9 protein-coding genes, 1 tRNA gene and 1 rRNA gene are annotated in these 17,520 nt (G+C 69.1%); 1 reads left to right on the plus strand and 10 read right to left on the minus strand.

The annotated features are described in order from the left end of the window. Positions 1 to 58: 58 nt before the first annotated feature. The 7 genes from J3486_RS31965 to J3486_RS31995 form a co-directional block, all read right to left on the minus strand. Positions 59 to 637, minus strand: coding sequence for a CinA family protein (locus J3486_RS31965; protein ID WP_207826613.1), 579 nt, complete (start codon positions 635 to 637; stop codon positions 59 to 61). Then, positions 634 to 1,335, minus strand: a complete 702-nt coding sequence (pgsA, locus tag J3486_RS31970; protein ID WP_207826615.1) for a CDP-diacylglycerol--glycerol-3-phosphate 3-phosphatidyltransferase — start codon at positions 1,333 to 1,335, stop codon at positions 634 to 636. The genes J3486_RS31965 and pgsA overlap by 4 nt, the downstream gene beginning before the upstream one ends. Beyond that, positions 1,332 to 2,813, minus strand: a complete 1,482-nt coding sequence (gene rimO / locus J3486_RS31975; RefSeq protein ID WP_207826617.1) for a 30S ribosomal protein S12 methylthiotransferase RimO — start codon at positions 2,811 to 2,813, stop codon at positions 1,332 to 1,334. Before rimO ends, pgsA begins: the two co-directional genes overlap by 4 nt. A 72-nt stretch (positions 2,814 to 2,885) precedes the next feature. Further along, complete coding sequence (locus J3486_RS31980) at positions 2,886 to 3,737, minus strand: helix-turn-helix domain-containing protein (protein WP_207826619.1); 852 nt, start codon at positions 3,735 to 3,737, stop codon at positions 2,886 to 2,888. Between the two features lie 227 nt (positions 3,738 to 3,964). After that, positions 3,965 to 6,733: a DNA translocase FtsK gene (locus J3486_RS31985; RefSeq protein WP_229378911.1), complete on the minus strand. Its 2,769-nt coding sequence runs from the start codon at positions 6,731 to 6,733 to the stop codon at positions 3,965 to 3,967. Between the two features lie 148 nt (positions 6,734 to 6,881). Further along, the gene (locus tag J3486_RS31990; protein WP_207826624.1) at positions 6,882 to 7,562 is read right to left on the minus strand and encodes a two-component system response regulator; all 681 of its coding nucleotides are present in this window, start codon (positions 7,560 to 7,562) and stop codon (positions 6,882 to 6,884) included. Positions 7,563 to 7,836: 274 nt separating this feature from the next. Then, positions 7,837 to 13,335 carry a HAMP domain-containing protein gene (locus J3486_RS31995; protein WP_207826626.1) on the minus strand — a complete coding sequence of 1,833 codons (5,499 nt, stop codon included), beginning with the start codon at positions 13,333 to 13,335 and terminating at the stop codon, positions 7,837 to 7,839. Between the two features lie 405 nt (positions 13,336 to 13,740). On the opposite strand from J3486_RS31995, the gene J3486_RS32000 reads away from it, so the two are divergent. Then, positions 13,741 to 16,359 (plus strand): SpoIIE family protein phosphatase, encoded by a 2,619-nt coding sequence (locus J3486_RS32000; protein ID WP_207826628.1) that lies wholly within the window; start codon positions 13,741 to 13,743, stop codon positions 16,357 to 16,359. Between the two features lie 89 nt (positions 16,360 to 16,448). Here J3486_RS32000 and J3486_RS32005 read toward each other — a convergent pair. The 3 genes from J3486_RS32005 to rrf form a co-directional block, all read right to left on the minus strand. Then, a tRNA-Thr gene (locus tag J3486_RS32005) sits at positions 16,449 to 16,521 on the minus strand. Between the two features lie 96 nt (positions 16,522 to 16,617). Continuing rightward, entirely contained in the window at positions 16,618 to 17,280 is a 663-nt protein-coding gene (locus J3486_RS32010; protein ID WP_207826668.1) for a DegT/DnrJ/EryC1/StrS family aminotransferase, read from the minus strand. A 114-nt stretch (positions 17,281 to 17,394) separates the two neighbouring features. Beyond that, positions 17,395 to 17,511: ribosomal RNA gene (rrf, locus tag J3486_RS32015) — 5S ribosomal RNA — on the minus strand. Between the last annotated feature and the right edge of the window lie 9 nt (positions 17,512 to 17,520).

The raw sequence follows: 17,520 nt of genomic DNA on the forward strand, positions 1-17,520 counted from the left end.
CCGCCTTGCGCGGCGGCCGTGCGGGGAGCGATGTCGTGTTCACTCAGGGCTGCAAACATCAAAACCCCCCGTTCTGTTCCGTATCCTGTGCCCGCGCATTCCCAGTAGGTTCGCCGGAATGCCCTCCGACCAGCTCTTCCGTGAGCAGTCCGAGCACGCTCCGTACACTCTCCCTACGGATTTCCGCACGGTCACCGTTCAACCGCAGCGCGAGCACTTTGCGGCTACCAGCGAAATTCCGTGCGAAACGGGAACTGTCCGTTCCAGCCGCCTGTGGGCCGGCCACCGCCACGAACACGGTGCCCACCGGCTGCCCGTCCTGCGGGTCGGGACCTGCGACGCCCGTCGTGGCGATCCCCCAGTCCGCGCCGAGCGCGTCCCGCACCCCGGCGGCCATCTGCAGCGCGACCTCGGGGTGCACGGGCCCGTGCGCAGCGAGCAGCTTGTCGTCCACGCCGAGCAGCTCGTGCTTGAGCTCCGTGGCGTACGCGGTGACGGAGCCGCGGAAGGCTTTCGAGGCACCCGGCACGGACACCAGCTCCGCGGCCACGAGGCCGCCGGTCAGCGACTCGGCGACGGCAAGGGTCTCCCCTCGCTCCGTCAACAGCCGCAGCGCCTCGGCAGCCCCGTACGTCACTTCTCGGCCGCCTCCGGAGCAGTACCCGAAGCGGCCTGCGAGACCTCGGCGGCGGCCCGCGCCTCGGCGAGGCCCTCGCGCCGCAGCACGATCGCCTGGCGTACGTAGTCGAGCCCGGTGACCACCGTGAGGACGACGGCCACGGCCATCACCCAGAACCGGAAGGTCGCCAGCGGCCCGGTCAGCGCGAGCACGTACATGCCCACCGCCGTGCCCTGCGCCAGGGTCTTCATCTTGCCGCCGCGACTGGCCGGAATGACCCCGTACCGGATCACCACGAAACGCAGCAGCGTGATCCCCAGCTCACGGCCGAGGATGACGCCGGTCACCCACCAGGGCAGATCGTCGAGCGACGACAGACAGATCAGCGCCGCCCCCATGATCGCCTTGTCGGCGATGGGGTCGGCGATCTTCCCGAAGTCGGTGACCAGGTTGTACGTCCGCGCGAGATGACCGTCGAAGACGTCCGTGATCATGGCGACGGCGAACGCCGCCCAGGCCCAGGCCCGCATCACCGGGTCGTACCCGCCGTCGGCGAGCATCAGCACCACGAAGCCCGGCACGAGCAGCAGCCGGATCATGGTCAGGATGTTGGCGATGTTCCACAGGCTGGCCTGATTCACGGCCGCAGCGCCCAGCTTGCCGCCGGGCGCCGGCCTTCCGGTGCCGCCCGCGGCGGATGCCGGCACTCCGGTCATCTGCCCGCCTCCTCAGCCCTGTCGACCGCGCCGTCCAACGGTTCGGCAACGAGGTCCACGCCCTCGGTACCGACCACCTTTGCCACGACCATACGGCCGACGCTCAGGCCTTCGCCGCCCATGAGCCGCACTTGGCCGTCCGTCTCCGGGGCCTGGTGCGCACCGCGCCCGAGCACGCCGTCCTCGGCGTCCACCGACTCGACGAGCACCTCGACGGTCTCGCCCAGACGCTCCTCGGCCCGCTGGGACACGAGCTGCTCGGCCAGCCGCGACAGCCGCGCGAGGCGCTCGGCGACGACGTCCTCGTCGAGCTTGTTCTCGTACGTGGCCGCTTCCGTGCCCTCCTCGTCGGAGTAGCCGAAGACGCCGATGGCGTCCAGCCGCGCGCCGTTCAGGAATCGCTCCAGCTCGGCGTAGTCGGCCTCGGACTCTCCGGGGAAGCCCACGATGAAGTTCGACCGGACACCCGCCTGCGGCGCCTTGCTCCGAATGGTGTCGAGCAGCTCCAGGAAGCGGTCGGTGTCGCCGAAGCGGCGCATCGCGCGCAGCACGCCGGGCGCCGAGTGCTGGAAGGAGAGATCGAAGTACGGGGCGACCTTCTCGGTCCCCGTCAGGACGTCGATGAGCCCGGGCCGCATCTCGGCGGGCTGCAGGTAGCTGACGCGGATCCGCTCGATCCCGTCGACGGCGGCCAGCTCGGGCAGCAGTGTCTCCAGGAGACGGATGTCACCTAGGTCCTTGCCGTACGAGGTGTTGTTCTCGGAGACCAGCATGACCTCCTTGACGCCCTGCTCGGCGAGCCAGCGCGTCTCCCCCAGCACGTCCGACGGACGGCGCGAGATGAACGACCCGCGGAACGACGGAATGGCGCAGAAGGAGCACCGCCGGTCGCAGCCGGAGGCCAGCTTCACGGAGGCCACGGGCGCCCCGTCGAGCCGGCGGCGCAGCGGCGCGCGCGGCCCGGACGCGGGCGCGACACCCTCAGGAAGCTCCGACAGGTCCACCGGCGCGTGCCCCGGCAGCGCGACCCCGGAGCCCGCCTCCTGGCGCTCGGCAGGGCTGATCGGCAGCAGCTGGCGGCGGTCGCGCGGGGCGTGCGCCTCCACGCTCCCACCCGACAGGATCGTCTGCAGGCGGCTGGAGATGTCCTCGTAGTCGTCGAAGCCGAGCACGCCGTCGGCCTCGGGGAGGGCTTCGGCGAGCTCCTTGCCGTACCGCTCGGCCATGCAGCCGACCGCCACGACGGCCTGGGTTCTGCCATGGCCCTTGAGGTCATTGGCTTCGAGGAGGGCGTCGACGGAGTCCTTCTTCGCGGCTTCGACGAAGCCACAGGTGTTCACGACGGCGACGTCTGCGGCCTCGGCGTCCTCGACGAGCTCCCAGCCGTCCGCCTCCAAGCGGCCTGCGAGCTCCTCCGAGTCCACCTCGTTACGGGCGCAGCCAAGGGTGACGAGTGCGACGGTACGGCGTTCGGGCATGGACTCAAGACTACTTCGTTCCACTGACAGCCCTCGCCCCGAGGGTTACCGCAAGATCACCGAGGTCAGCGGTCAGCCGACCTCGGGGTCGCCCTTGGTGTACGAGAGCCGCTCCACCTGGCCCGGCTGGAACTCGTCCTGGATCTTCTTGCCGTTGACGAACAGCTGGACGGCACCGGCGTCACCGAGCACCACGTCGATCTTCTGGTTGTCCTGGAAGGTCTTCGACTGACCCTGTTCGAGCACGCCGTCGAACAGGAGCCGTCCGTTGTGGTCCTTCGCTGAGATCCAGCTGCGCCCGTCCGCCGCGTTGATCTTGACGGTGACCTTGTCGCGCGGCGCGGCCGCGATCGCGCTGTCCGAGGGGTTCGGCTTGGGGTCGGCGGGCTTCTTGGTGCTGGGCTTGGGCTTGGGGCTGGTGGGCTTGACGGTGCTGGGCGTCGAACCCTCGGCGGCCTGCTGCTTGTCGCCGCTGTCCCCACCGTTGACCACGGTGTAGCCCACGAAGGCGATGACCGCGACGATCGCCGCGACCATGGCGGCCGTCCAATTGGGCCGGCGCGGCTCGGAGCGGATGCGCTCGGCCTCGAAGAGCGGGGTCGCCGGCGTCGGCGCGGGCCGCCCGCCGTGCTCGGCGCCGTACTGCGCGAGCAGCGGCTCCGGGTCGATCCCCACGGCACGCGCGAGCGTGCGGATGTGGCCACGCGCGTACACGTCGCCGCCACAGCGCGAGAAGTCGTCCTGTTCGATCGCGTGCACGATCGGGATGCGCACCCGGGTCGACTGGCTGATCTCGTCGACGGTGAGACCCGCGTCGATACGTGCCTGCTGAAGGACACGTCCGATCGACGGCCGGTTGTCGTCCGCGTGCGGGATGCGGTCTTCCGAAGGGCGGTCGTCTTCAGGGGAGTTGCCGATGGACACGGGGGCGCCTTTCGAGCGTGTAGCCACCTGCTGGAGGTTCAGTCTAGGGGGGGTACGAAAGGGTGGGGCAACCGGGCGGTCGGACTTTGTACGCCATCAGAGCCACCGGCATGACCCGAGGTCCCGATGGTGCACAGGGTGTCGTCCCTCCCCCATCAACTTGACGTACTCGAAAGGGAAACGGTTGCCCCGCAGGCCCTTCCGAGTGACATCGAAATCGAATCGTTCTACGGCTGAGCCTCCCCGCGGATCACCGCGAGCACTCCATCGAGTTCGTCCGGCTTCACCAGCACGTCCCGCGCCTTCGACCCCTCGCTCGGCCCGACGATGTTCCGCGACTCCATGAGATCCATCAGGCGCCCCGCCTTGGCGAAGCCCACGCGCAGCTTGCGCTGGAGCATGGACGTGGACCCGAACTGGGTCGAGACGACCAGCTCGGCCGCCGCGCACAGCAGCTCCAGGTCGTCGCCGATGTCCTCGTCGATCTCCTTCTTCTGCTTGGTCCCGACGGTGACGTCCTCCCGGAAGACGGGCGCCATCTGGTCCTTGCAGTGCTGCACGACGGCGTGGATCTCGTCCTCGGTGACGAAGGCGCCCTGCATTCGGGTGGGCTTGTTCGCGCCCATGGGCAGGAACAGGCCGTCGCCCTTGCCGATGAGCTTCTCGGCGCCCGGCTGGTCGAGGATGACGCGGCTGTCGGCGAGCGAGGAGGTGGCGAAGGCGAGTCGCGAGGGCACGTTGGCCTTGATGAGACCGGTGACGACGTCGACCGAGGGTCGCTGGGTGGCGAGCACCAGGTGGATACCGGCCGCACGCGCGAGCTGCGTGATGCGGACGATGGAGTCCTCCACGTCCCGCGGGGCGACCATCATCAGGTCGGCGAGCTCGTCGACGATGACCAGCAGGTACGGGTACGGCTTCAGCTCCCGCTCGCTGCCCTCGGGCGTTTTGAGCTTGCCGTCCTTGATCGCCTGGTTGAAGTCGTCGATGTGCCGGTAGCCGAAGGCCGCGAGGTCGTCGTAGCGCAGGTCCATCTCGCGCACGACCCACTGGAGCGCCTCGGCGGCCCGCTTCGGGTTGGTGATGATCGGCGTGATGAGGTGCGGGATCCCCTCGTACGCCGTCAGCTCCACGCGCTTGGGGTCGACGAGGACCATCCGCACGTCCTCGGGGGTCGCTCGCACCATGATCGACGTGATCAGGCAGTTGATGCAGGACGACTTGCCGGATCCGGTGGCACCGGCGACCAGGATGTGCGGCATCTTCGCCATGTTCGCCATGACGTAGCCGCCCTCGACGTCCTTGCCGAGCGCGACCAGCATCGGATGGTCGTCCTCGGCCGCGTCCGCCAGGCGCAGCACGTCGCCGACGTTGACCATCTCGCGGTCGGTGTTCGGGATCTCGATGCCGACGGCGGACTTGCCGGGGATCGGGCTGATGATCCGCACGTCCGGCGAGGCGACGGCGTACGCGATGTTCTTGGCCAGGGCGGTGATCTTCTCGACCTTCACGGCGGGCCCGAGCTCGACCTCGTACCGCGTGACCGTCGGACCGCGCGTGAAGCCGGTGACGGCCGCGTCGACCTTGAACTCGGTGAAGACGTTCGAGAGCGAGTCGACGACCAGGTCGTTCGCGGCGCTGCGCGACTTTCCGGGCCCGCCCCGGGTGAGCAGGTCCAGCGACGGCAGGGCGTACGTGATGTCGCCGGCGAGCTGCAGCTGCTCGGCCCGCGGCGGCAGGTCCCGGGTGTCGTCGGGCGCGGACTTGGTCAGGTCGGGCACGGCGAGCCGGGAAGGCGTCGCCTCCGGCTCCGCGGGGGCCTGCCCGGGCTTCTTGGCGCGCGCGGTCGGCACGGGCGCCGTGCGCTCCGGCGCGGAGACCTCCCCGGAGCGCTCCCCCGTGCGTTCCCCGCCGACGCCCTGCGTGAGGTCGGCGACGAGCGGCGACGGCGGCATGCCGTGCAGCACGGCACCGTCGAGCGCCGCAGCAGCGGCGGCGGCCACGTCGACGGCGTCCATGGGCCGGTCCATGGCGGGCTGCACCGGCGTGCGCCGGGGCCTGCGCCGCTTGGAGAGGGCGTCCTCCTCTATGCGATCCGGGTCGTACGCCTCCGCGGCCTCCTGGGACGTCGCACGCCGCCTCGCGCGCGCGGGCGCGGCCTCCCGCCACTCGTCGTCGTACTCCCCGTCCACGGCCTCCTCGGCGACCGTGTCGTCGTGCACGATGCCGAGGCGCACGCCGAGCAGCCGCAGCCGCTGCGGGATCGCGTTGACGGGCGTCGCGGTGACCACGAGCAGGCCGAAGACGGTGAGCAGGACGAGCATCGGCACCGCGAGCACCTGGGTCATGGTGAAGCTCAGCGGTGTCGCGGCGGCCCAGCCGATCAGGCCGCCCGCGTCTCTTATGGCCTGCATGCCGTCGCCGCGCGCGGGCGAGCCGCACGCGATGTGGACCTGGCCGAGCACGCCGACGACGAGCGCGGACAGACCGATGACGATCCGGCCGTTCGCCTCGGGCTTCTCCGGGTGCAGGATCAGGCGCACGGCGATGAAGCCGAGCAGCAGCGGCACCAGCAGATCGAGCCGGCCGAACGCGCCGGTCACCAGCATCTCGACGAGATCACCGACCGGGCCGCGCAGATTGGACCAGGTGCCGGCGGCGCAGATCAGCGCGACGCCGAGCAGCAGCAGCGCGAGGCCGTCCTTGCGATGCGCCGGGTCGAGCCCCTTCGCGCCCCGCCCTATGCCGCGGAACATCGCTCCGACGCTGTGCGCGACCCCAAGCCACAGGGCGCGTACGAGCCGGTACAGACCGCCGGTGGGATTGGGTGCCGGCTTGGGCGGAGCCTTCTTGGCCACCGCCCTCTTGGCGGGTGCCTTCTTCGCCGCGGTCTTCTTGGCGGGCGCTTTTTTCGCAGGGGCCTTCTTCGCCGGAGCCTTGGTCGGCGCGGCCGCCTTCTTCGCGGGCGTCTTCTTGGCTGCGGGACGTGAGGCCATAGGTGTGAGGTTACCGGGGGAGGCCACCAGGGACACGTGTGCCCACGGCTTCACCCGTTTGTGTCGCGAACTGACACGCTGTGAAGTGACGCGCCCTCAAAGCCCGGTCTGCGGCCGGTGCGTGCCCGGTCCGCGCCCGGTCTGCGGCTCAGTTCTGCGACGGGAGGGACGGCGCGCCGCTGCCCGTGCCGGGCTCCAGGGCGTCAAGCGCCCTGCGCAGCCCGGTGAGTTTGCGCTCCAGGTGGGCGGCCGTGGCCACCGCCGCCGCGTCCGCCGACTCGTCGTCGAGCTGCTTGGACAGCGCCTCGGCCTGCTCCTCGACCGCCGCGAGCCGTGCCGACAGCTCGGCGAGCAGCCCCGCGGGCTCCTTCGTGTCACCGGCGCTCTTGCCGCCGCCCTCCAGCTGGAGCCGCAGCAGAGCCGCCTGCTCCCGGAGTTGGCAGTTCTTCATGTACAGCTCGACGAAGACCGAGACCTTCGCGCGCAGCACCCACGGGTCGAACGGCTTGGAGATGTAGTCCACCGCGCCCGCCGCATACCCGCGGAAGGTGTGGTGCGGCCCGTGGTTGATCGCCGTGAGGAAGATGATCGGGATGTCCCGTGTCCGCTCCCGGCGCTTGATGTGCGCCGCGGTTTCGAAACCGTCCATTCCCGGCATCTGGACGTCCAGCAGAATGACCGCGAAGTCGTCCGTGAGCAACGCCTTGAGCGCTTCCTCCCCGGACGATGCCCGCACCAGCGTCTGATCGAGCGCGGAGAGGATGGCCTCCAGCGCCAGCAGATTCTCCGGCCGGTCATCGACCAGGAGGATCTTGGCCTTCTGCACCATGGCCCGCCCTCCTCGCCCCGGCATGGGGCCGCCCCTGTCCGCAGGACTCGGGGAGGCTCCTGTCGCCGCCCCGGGGAACGACTCCCTTGCGCCGCCCGTCCTTGTGCCGGTCATGGTAGCCGCACCCCGCCTGTCGCCACACCCTGTCACCGCGATGTCACTGTGCACGTAGCAGAAACGTAGCGGGAGACCAGAAGGTTCCCCGAATACCGCACTTCTACACGGCCTCGGCCACACTCAGTCAGCAACTCCGCGTGAATATTCCGGTTTCCGGTCACTCACCGCGCATCCACTGCTCCATCACAGAGAGCAAATGATCCGGATCGACCGGCTTCGTGACGTAGTCGGACGCACCGGACTCGATGGCCTTCTCCCGGTCGCCCTTCATCGCCTTCGCGGTGAGCGCGATGATCGGCAGCCCGGCGAACTGCGGCATCCTGCGGATCGCCGTCGTCGTCGCGTAGCCGTCCATCTCCGGCATCATGATGTCCATCAGCACCACGGTCACGTCGTCGTGCTGTTCGAGGACCTCGATGCCCTCACGCCCGTTCTCGGCGTACAGGACCGACAGGCCGTGCTGCTCCAGGACGCTGGTCAGCGCGAAGACGTTGCGGATGTCGTCGTCGACGATGAGGACCTTCTCGCCGCCGAACTGGAACGCGCGCCGCACCTTCGGTGCGGCCGTCTCCTCCGCCGGGCGCTCCCAGGGCTCCTGGGCGCGCCCGGGCTGCCCCGGCAGGGCCGCTCGCGACTCGGGGGCCGCGGCCGCCTTGCGACGCCGCCTGAAGAGGGCGGCGGCACCGTTCTGCGTCTCCTGGTACGACTTCACCTCCGCCGGGGTCTCCACCTCGGCGGCCGGCTCCGGAGCGGCGTCGAGCGCGAGCCGCTCCCCCGGTTCGATGGTCGGCGCGAGCTGCGCGTACCCCTGGGGCGGCAGCTCGCTCGGGTGCAGCGGCAGGTACAGCGTGAACGTGGAGCCGCGTCCGGGCTCGCTCGCCGCGTGGATCTCGCCGCCCAGCAGACGCGCGATCTCCCGGCTGATGGAGAGCCCGAGGCCGGTACCGCCGTACTTGCGGCTGGTCGTGCCGTCGGCCTGCTTGAACGCCTCGAAGATGACGCGCATCTTGCTGGCCGCGATCCCGATGCCGGTGTCGGTCACCGAGAAGGCGATCAGATCGGCGTCCGCCTCCCGCAACGACCCGGCCTCCAGGAGCTGTTCGCGGATCGCGTTCGGTACGTCGTTGCCGGCCGGCCTGATGACGAGCTCGACGGCGCCGGAGTCGGTGAACTTCACCGCGTTGGAGAGCAGGTTGCGCAGCACCTGGAGGAGGCGCTGCTCGTCGGTGTGCAGCGTGGTGGGCAGTTCCGGTGAAACCCTTACGGAGAAGTCGAGTTGCTTCTCCGCGGTCAGCGGCCGGAACGTCGCCTCTACGTAGTCGACGAGCTGCACCAGGGCGATGCGCGTCGGAGAGACGTCCATCTTGCCCGCCTCGACCTTCGACAGATCCAGGATGTCGTTGATCAGCTGGAGCAGGTCGGAACCGGCTCCGTGGATCGTCTCGGCGAACTCGACCTGCTTGGGCGTGAGGTTCGCGTCCGCGTTGTCGGCGAGCAACTTGGCAAGAATGAGCAGCGAGTTGAGCGGCGTCCGCAGTTCGTGCGACATGTTGGCGAGGAACTCGCTCTTGTAGCGCATCGAGACGGCGAGCTGCTCGGCGCGCTCCTCCAGGACCTGCCGCGCCTCTTCGATCTCGGTGTTCTTCACCTCGATGTCACGGTTCTGCTGGGCGAGCAGTTCGGCCTTCTCCTCCAGCTCGGCGTTGGACGCCTGGAGGGCCTTCTGCCGGTTCTCCAACTCGGCGGAGCGCTCACGCAGTTGCTCGGTCAGCTCCTGCGACTGCTTGAGGAGCACTTCGGTCTTCGAGTTCACCGAGATGGTGTTGACGCTCGTGGCGATCATCTCGGCGATCTGGTTGAGGAAGTCCTTCTGGATCTGCGCGAACGGCGTGAAGGACGCCAGCTCGATCACGCCGAGCACCGTGCCCTCGAAGAGCACCGGGATCACGATGACCTGCGCCGGCGGCGCCTCCCCGAGCCCGGAGGCGATCTTCAGGTAGCCGCTGGGCGCGTTGTCCACGATGATCGTGCGCTTCTCCTGGGCGGCCGTCCCGATGAGCGTCTCGCCGGGCCTGAACGACGTCGGCATGGACCCCATCGAGTAGCCGTAGCTGCCGAGCATGCGCAGTTCGTACGCGTCCTCGTCCGCGCTCGCCGTGTCGGCGCCGTCCTCCAGGGGCATCGCCAGGAAGAACGCGCCGTGCTGCGCGGAGACCACCGGCGTCAGTTCGCTCATGATGAGCGAGGCGACGTCGTCGAGGTCGCGCCGGCCCTGCAGCAGACCGGAGATGCGCGCCAGGTTGCCCTTGAGCCAGTCCTGCTCCTCGTTGGCGATCGTGGTGTCGCGCAGGTTCGAGATCATCTTGTTGATGTTGTCCTGGAGGACCTGGATCTCGCCCGCCGCGTCGACGTCGATCTTGAGGTTGAGGTCGCCGCGGGTCACCGCGGTGGCGACGGCCGCGATGGCTCGCACCTGACGGGTCAGGTTCCCGGCCATCTCGTTCACGGACTCGGTGAGGTCGCGCCAGGTGCCGTCGACGTCACGCACGCGTGCCTGGCCGCCCAGCTGGCCCTCCGTGCCCACCTCGCGGGCGACCCGGGTGACCTGCTCGGCGAACGACGAGAGCTGGTCGACCATCGTGTTGATGGTGGTCTTGAGCTCCAGGATCTCGCCGCGCGCGTCGATGTCGATCTTCTTGGTCAGGTCGCCCTTGGCGATGGCCGTCGTGACCATCGCGATGTTGCGCACCTGGCCGGTGAGGTTCGAGGCCATGCCGTTCACGGACTCGGTGAGGTCCTTCCACGTACCGGAGACGCCCGGTACGCGGGCCTGCCCGCCGAGGATGCCGTCGGTGCCCACCTCGCGGGCCACCTTGGTGACCTGGTCGGCGAACGAACTCAGCGTCTTCACCATCGTGTTGAACGTGTCGGCGAGCTGTGCGACCTCGCCGCGCGCCTCGATGGTGACCGTACGGGTCAGGTCTCCGTTGGCCACCGCGTTGGCGACCTGGGAGATGTTGCGCACCTGCATGGTCAGGTTGTTGGCCATCAGGTTCACGTTGTCGCTCAGGTCCTTCCAGATGCCCGTGACACCCGGAACCCTTGCCTGGCCGCCCAGTTGACCTTCGGTGCCCACCTCGCGGGCGACCCGGGTGACCTGCTCGGCGAACGACGACAGCTGGTCGACCATCGTGTTGACGGTGGTGACGAGTTCGAGGATCTCGCCCTTCGCGTCGACGGTGATCTTCTTCGAGAGGTCGCCCTTCGCCACGGCCGTGGTGACCTCGGCGATGTTGCGCACCTGAAGGGTGAGGTTGTTGGCCATGCCGTTCACGGACTGCGTCAGGTCCTTCCAGGTACCCGACACACCCTGCACCTCGGCCTGCCCGCCGAGGATGCCGTCCGTACCCACCTCACGGGCCACCCGCGTGACCTGCTCGGCGAAGGCCGAGAGCTGGTCCACCATCGTGTTGAGGGTGTTCTTCAGCTCCAGGATCTCGCCGCGCGCATCGACGTCGATCTTCTGCGAGAGGTCACCGCGGGCCACCGCGGTCGCGACCTGCGCGATGTTGCGCACCTGGGCCGTGAGGTTCCCGGCCATGCCGTTCACGGAGTCCGTCAGGTCGCGCCACACACCGGCGACGCCGGGCACCTGCGCCTGCCCGCCCAGGCGCCCCTCGGTGCCCACTTCGCGGGCCACCCTGGTCACCTGGTCGGCGAAGGCGGAGAGCTGGTCGACCATCGTATTGATGGTGTTCTTCAGCTCCAGGATCTCGCCGCGCGCATCGACGTCGATCTTCTGCGAGAGGTCACCGCGCGCCACAGCTGTAGTGACCTGGGCGATCTGCCGCACCTGTGAAGTCAGGTTTCCGGCCATGAAGTTGACGGAGTCGGTGAGCTCCTTCCACGTACCGCTCACACCGTCCACACGGGCCTGACCGCCGAGACGGCCCTCCGTGCCCACGTCGCGCGCCATACGGGTCACCTGGTCGGCGAAGCTCGACAGCTGGTCCACCATCGTGTTCACGGTGTTCTTCAGCTGGAGCATCTCGCCGGACACGTCGACGGTGACCTTCTGCGACAGGTCGCCGTTCGCCACCGCCGTCGTCACCTGGGCGATGTTGCGCACCTGTCCGGTGAGGTTGCGGAAAGCCGTGTTCACAGAGTCGGTGAGGTCCTTCCAGGTACCGGCGGCCCCCACCACCAGCGCCTGACCACCCAGCTCACCCTCGACACCGATCTCCCGCGCCACACGCGTGACCTCGGAACCGAAGGCGGAGAGCTGGTCGACCATCGTGTTGACGGTGTTCTTCAGCTCCAACATCTCACCGGCGACATCGACGGTGACCTTCTGGGAGAGGTCGCCGTTCGCCACGGCCGTGGTGACGGTCGCGATGTCGCGCACCTGGGTCGTCAGGTTCCTGAAGACCGTGTTGACGGAGTCGGTGAGGTCCTTCCAGGTGCCCGCGGCGCCCGGCACGTTCGCCTGGCCGCCGAGCTGTCCCTCGGCCCCGACCTCGTTGGCCACACGCGTGACCTCGTCCGCGAACGTGCGCAGCGTCTCGGTCATCTGGTTGATGGTCTCGGCGAGCTGGGCGACCTCGCCGCGCGCGGACACCGTCACCTTCTGGGACAGGTCACCGTTGGCCACCGCCGTGGTGACCTGGGCGATCCCGCGCACCTGGGCCGTCAGGTTGCCGGCCATCAGGTTCACCGAATCGGTGAGGTCCTTCCACACTCCGGCCACACCGGGCACCTGCGCCTGCCCGCCGAGCTCGCCCTCGGTGCCGACCTCCCGGGCCACCCGCGTGACCTCGGAGGAGAACGACGACAGCTGGTCCACCATCGTGTTCACGGTGTTCTTCAACTCGAGCATCTCGCCCGCGACGTGAACCGTGACCTTCCGGGACAAGTCCCCCTTGGCCACCGCGGTGGTGACGAGAGCAATGTCACGCACTTGCGCGGTGAGCCGGTACGCCATCGTGTTGACGGAATCCGTCAGGTCTTTCCAGGAACCGGACATTCCGCGTACGCGCGCCTGCCCGCCGAGCTTGCCCTCGGTGCCGACCTCGCTGGCCACGCGCGTGACCTCGTCGGTGAACGTGGAGAGCTGGTCGACCAGGTTGTTGACCGTCCGTCCGACCTTCAGGAACTCCCCGCGCAGCGGATGCCCGGCCCCGTCCGGCACCTGCGAGCGCAGCTCCATGCGCGGCGACAGATCGCCCTCGGCGACCGCGGTGAGCACCCGGCCGACCTCGGACACCGGGCGTACGAGGTCGTCGACCAGCGCGTTCGACGCGTTGATCGCGGCGGCCCACGAGCCTTCACAGGCGCCCGTCTCCAGCCGCTCGGTGAGCTTTCCCTCACGTCCGACCATGCGCCGTACGCGCGAGATCTCCCCGGTCAGATGCAGGTTCCGGTCCGCGACTTCGTTGAAGACGGCCGCGATCTCCGACATCACGCCGTCGCCGTTGACCGTGAGCCGCTTGCGGAAGTTGCCGTCCCGCATGGCGACCAGACCGGCCAACAGCCTGTTCAAGGCCGCGGTGTCAACCGTCGTCGCCCCACTGCCGTTGCGCGATTTGCGCTGTTTCGTCAGGGACTGTCCGCCTTCTGCGCGCGCCTTCTTGCCCCGCGTCGCTGCGCCAGACTCCACTGTGTCCCTCCCGCAGGGATCGACCTGTACTGCTCGGGTAGCTCGGGTTGCCCAGATGCGCTTCTACCGCCGCATCCATACTTCGATGCGTTGCTTCTTGAAGCTTGCCCAGTGTTTCACCATGGCTGAACCAGGCCATAACAGTTCGGCAGCTTCGCACACCGTCCGCACACCCTCCGGGCGGAAACACTGGCGACCGGCATCCGCACGGACGGCGAAGGTAAGTAACCTTGCATGCGGCTGTCCACCCACCCGGTCCGCCCGACCTGGGCGGTGGCGGAAAACCAGCGGGCGATCGAGCAGCAGCGGAGGGGCGGCCGAGACATGGGTACGGGAGACCTGGGCCTCGACATTCGTACAGCGAGCACAACGAGTACAGCGAGTTCAACTCGTACAGGGAGTGCTGTGATCACCGCGCGCGCGGCTGCCACCTTCGAACCTGTCGGGCGATCCGTCGCGACCGCCCGGTCCTTCGTGCGCGACACCCTCCAGGGGTGGGGCCACTCCGACATCATCGACGATGCGGTGGTCCTGACCAGCGAACTCGTGACAAATGCCGTGGTGCACGCGGGCACATCTGCGGAAGTTCTGTGCCTACGTGGTGAGGACCACGTCCGCATCGAGGTCTCCGACCGCTATCCGGAGCGGGAGATCCCGCTCCAGTCCACGGCGATCAACATGGGCAGCCCCGACCGCGAGGGCGGCCGCGGCCTCCAGCTCTGTGCGGCGCTCGCGGGCCGCTGGGGCGTGGACTATTCAGCCACGCACAAGCAAGTCTGGTTCCAGCTCGATCTGCCCGAGCGCTCCGTGGGCACCCGTGCCGCGGGCCCCACGCTCCCCACCGACCTCCTCCCTCTCGCCGACGAGCGGGTCCGGGTCGCCGTCGTCCAGATCGACAAGTCCGGCGCGGTCACGTCGTGGAACGAGGACGCGGAGCACCTTTTCGGGTACGCCGCCGAGCAGGTCGACGGCAAGCCCCTCACCGACTTCGCGGCCTGGCCGCACACGCCGGGCACCAGCACCGGCATCGCGGACGCGCTGCAGCTCTCACGCTGGGAGGGGAGCTACGGCATCCGCGCCGCCAGCGGCCGGGTGACCCCGGTGTACGCCTCGCACCTGCGGGTCCGCGACACCGACGGCGAGCCGTCCACGGTCTGCCTCCTGGTGCGCGAGCACGAGCGGGCCGTGCTCCAGACCCCGCTGCGCGTCCCCCCGTCCGACGCCGCGTCGTCGGACAGTCAGGGCACGGACCCCTTCGAGGTCTTCATCGGCTCCCCGGCCCCCGACGACCTGGACGGCCTTCTGCAGCGCACGGTGGAGCGCGCCCGCGACATGCTCGACGGCGACTCCGCCTTCCTGCTCCTCGCCACGGACGACGAGACGGAACTGGAGGTCCGCGCCTCGACGGGCCTGCCCTCCGCCCGCCAGCGCTTCGCCCGCGTCCCCGTCGAGGTCGGCCCCGGCCGCTACGGCTCGGCGAGGATGCCGGCCGTCCACGAGGACCTGACCCAGGTCCCGGGCGCCGTACCGCTGTTGAGCGGCACCGGAATGCGCTCGGTCGTCACCGTGCCGCTGAAGGTCGAGGGCCGCCTGACGGGCTCCCTCGGTGTCGCGGCGGAGTCCCCCGACCGCTACTCCAACGAGGAAGCGCTGCGCCTCCAGTTCGCGGCGGACCGCATCGCGCTGGCCGTCGAGTCGGCCCGCCTCGGCGAGTTGGAGAAGCTCCGCCGCGGCTCGCTCAGCTTCCTGGTCGAGGCGTCCGACCTGCTCGCGGGCACCCTCGACCGCGACCAGACGCTGGCCCTGATGGCCCAGATGACGGTCCCGACGCTCGCCACGTGGTGCGCGGTCTACACGATCGCCGACCAGGCCTCGGAGCCGTACCTCTCATACGTCCTGCACGAGGACGAGGAGCGCATCGACGGCCTCAAGGCCCTCCTCGCCAAGATCGCCCCGCCGGAGCCCGTCCCGACGCCGGGCGCCCGCGTCTGGGCGGCCCCTGCCGAGGCCGCCCACCAAGCAGCCCTTCGTACGTCGATGAGGAGCCTGGGGCTCAACGAGCCGACGAGCGTCAGCTCGGGCATCGGTACGACCCTGGCCACGGCGTCCGCGGTGGGCGGCGAGACGGTCGTCCTCCCTCTGGTGGCCCGCAACCGCGTCATCGGCATGCTGACCCTCGGCAAGCCCACGGACGAGCACTTCCGCCAGGAAATCCTGGAGCTGGCCGAGGACCTGAGCCGCAGGGCGGCACTCGCTCTCGACAACGCCCGCCTGTACTCGGAGCGCATGGCGATCAGCCAGTCCCTCCAGCGCAGCCTCCTCCCGCCGGAGCTCCCGCACGTCCCCGGCGTCGAGGTCGAGGTGATCTACCGCGCGGCGGGCGAGGGCAACGAAGTCGGCGGTGACTTCTACGACTTGTTCCCCATCCGCGACGGCGCGTACGGCTTCGCGATCGGCGATGTGTGCGGCACGGGCCCGGAGGCGGCCGCGGTGACGGGTCTGGCCCGGCACGCCCTGCGTCTCCTGGCCCGCGAGGGCTTCGGCGGCCCCGCGGTCCTGGAGCGTCTCAACGCGGCGATCCTCGACGAGGGCGCTCGCAGCCGCTTCCTCACGCTTCTCTACGGGGAGTTGTGGCCGCAGGAGGACGGTTCGGCCGTCCTGAAGATGGTCTGCGCCGGCCACCCGCTTCCGCTGCGCCTGCGCCAGGACGGCACGGTCGTCCCGTTCGCGGAGCCGCAGCCGCTCCTCGGCGTCATGGACGACCTGGAGCTGTACGAGCAGACGATGACACTCGACCCGGGCGACGTCCTGTTGTGCGTCACGGACGGCATCACGGAGCGCCGTGAGGGCACGCGCATGCTGGGCGACGACGGCCTGGCCGAGGTCCTCTCGACGTGCACGGGCCTGACGGCCGGAGCGGTGGCCGCGCGCATCATGCGCGCGGTGGAGCGCTTCGCTGCTGACGCTCCGTCCGACGACATGGCCATCCTGACGATGCGCGTCTCTGGCCTGCACCACGACTGACGCCGAAGGGGGCCGGGGAAACCCGGCCCCTTTCGCATACATGAGAAAGGCCCCGCCCTGTGTTTCACAGGACGGGGCCTCAATTACCGAGCCCCCAAGCGGAATCGAACCGCTGACCTTCTCCTTACCATGGAGACGCTCTACCGACTGAGCTATAGGGGCCTGTTGCTTCGGCGGTTTCCCGCCCCGCAACGAGTTAAAGCATACCTGAAGTTCAGGGTGGGTCGAACCACCGATCGCATCGGCGACGAAAGCCTTCTAGAAGGCCGGCTGCAGCAATCCGCCCAGCGCATTGCAGGCGGAGACGACGCGCTGCAACTGCCGCTTGGACAGGGCCGCGTCGACGGGCAGGGCGAGCGTTTCGTCGGCCGCTCGTTCCGTTTCGGGCAGCGCCACGTCGCGTCGGAAGGCAGGCATTCGGTGCACCGGTGTCTTCACCGGCACGCTGCATTCAACTCCCTTGCCGCGCAAGGCCCTGGCGAAAGCGTCCCGGTCCGGTCGCCCGTTCCCGGGAACCCGCACGACGTACTGCTGATATGTGTGCCCGTCGCTCCCCGTCGGCGTACGCAGCCCGCTGAGGCGGCCACTCAGGTACGTGGCGTGCGCGCGCCGCTGGGCCGCTTCCTCGTACGGCTTCTGGGACTCGCCCTGCTCCAGCACGAACAGCCCGTGCCTCTGCGCGAGGCCCCTGAGCCCCGCGACATCGGCCTGGTGTCCGAAGCGGTGAACGGCGACGACGGCCGCGGTCCGTTCGCTCACACAGGCCCTTACGTACGTGGGGTCGAGGCAGTACGTGTCCGGGTCGATGTCCGCGAAGACGGGGGCCGCACCAGCGAGGATGACGGCTTCGGCGACCTCGGGGTTGCCGTAGGCCGGCACGATCACTTCGTCTCCGGCCCCGATGCCCGCGGCCTGCAGCATTCCAACTGTGCCCATGGCACGAATGCTGATCGTGGAACGTGAACGACAAGTGACGCAAAACAAAAAAGAGCTGGTCCCCGAACCAAAGGTTCGGGGACCAGCTCTTTAAAAGGAGTTCGGCGGCGTCCTACTCTCCCACAGGGTCCCCCCTGCAGTACCATCGGCGCTGTGAGGCTTAGCTTCCGGGTTCGGAATGTAACCGGGCGTTTCCCTCACGCTATGACCACCGAAACACTATGA

Source organism: Streptomyces sp. VRA16 Mangrove soil, assembly GCF_017377775.1.
Classification (GTDB): Bacteria; Actinomycetota; Actinomycetes; order Streptomycetales; family Streptomycetaceae; genus Streptomyces.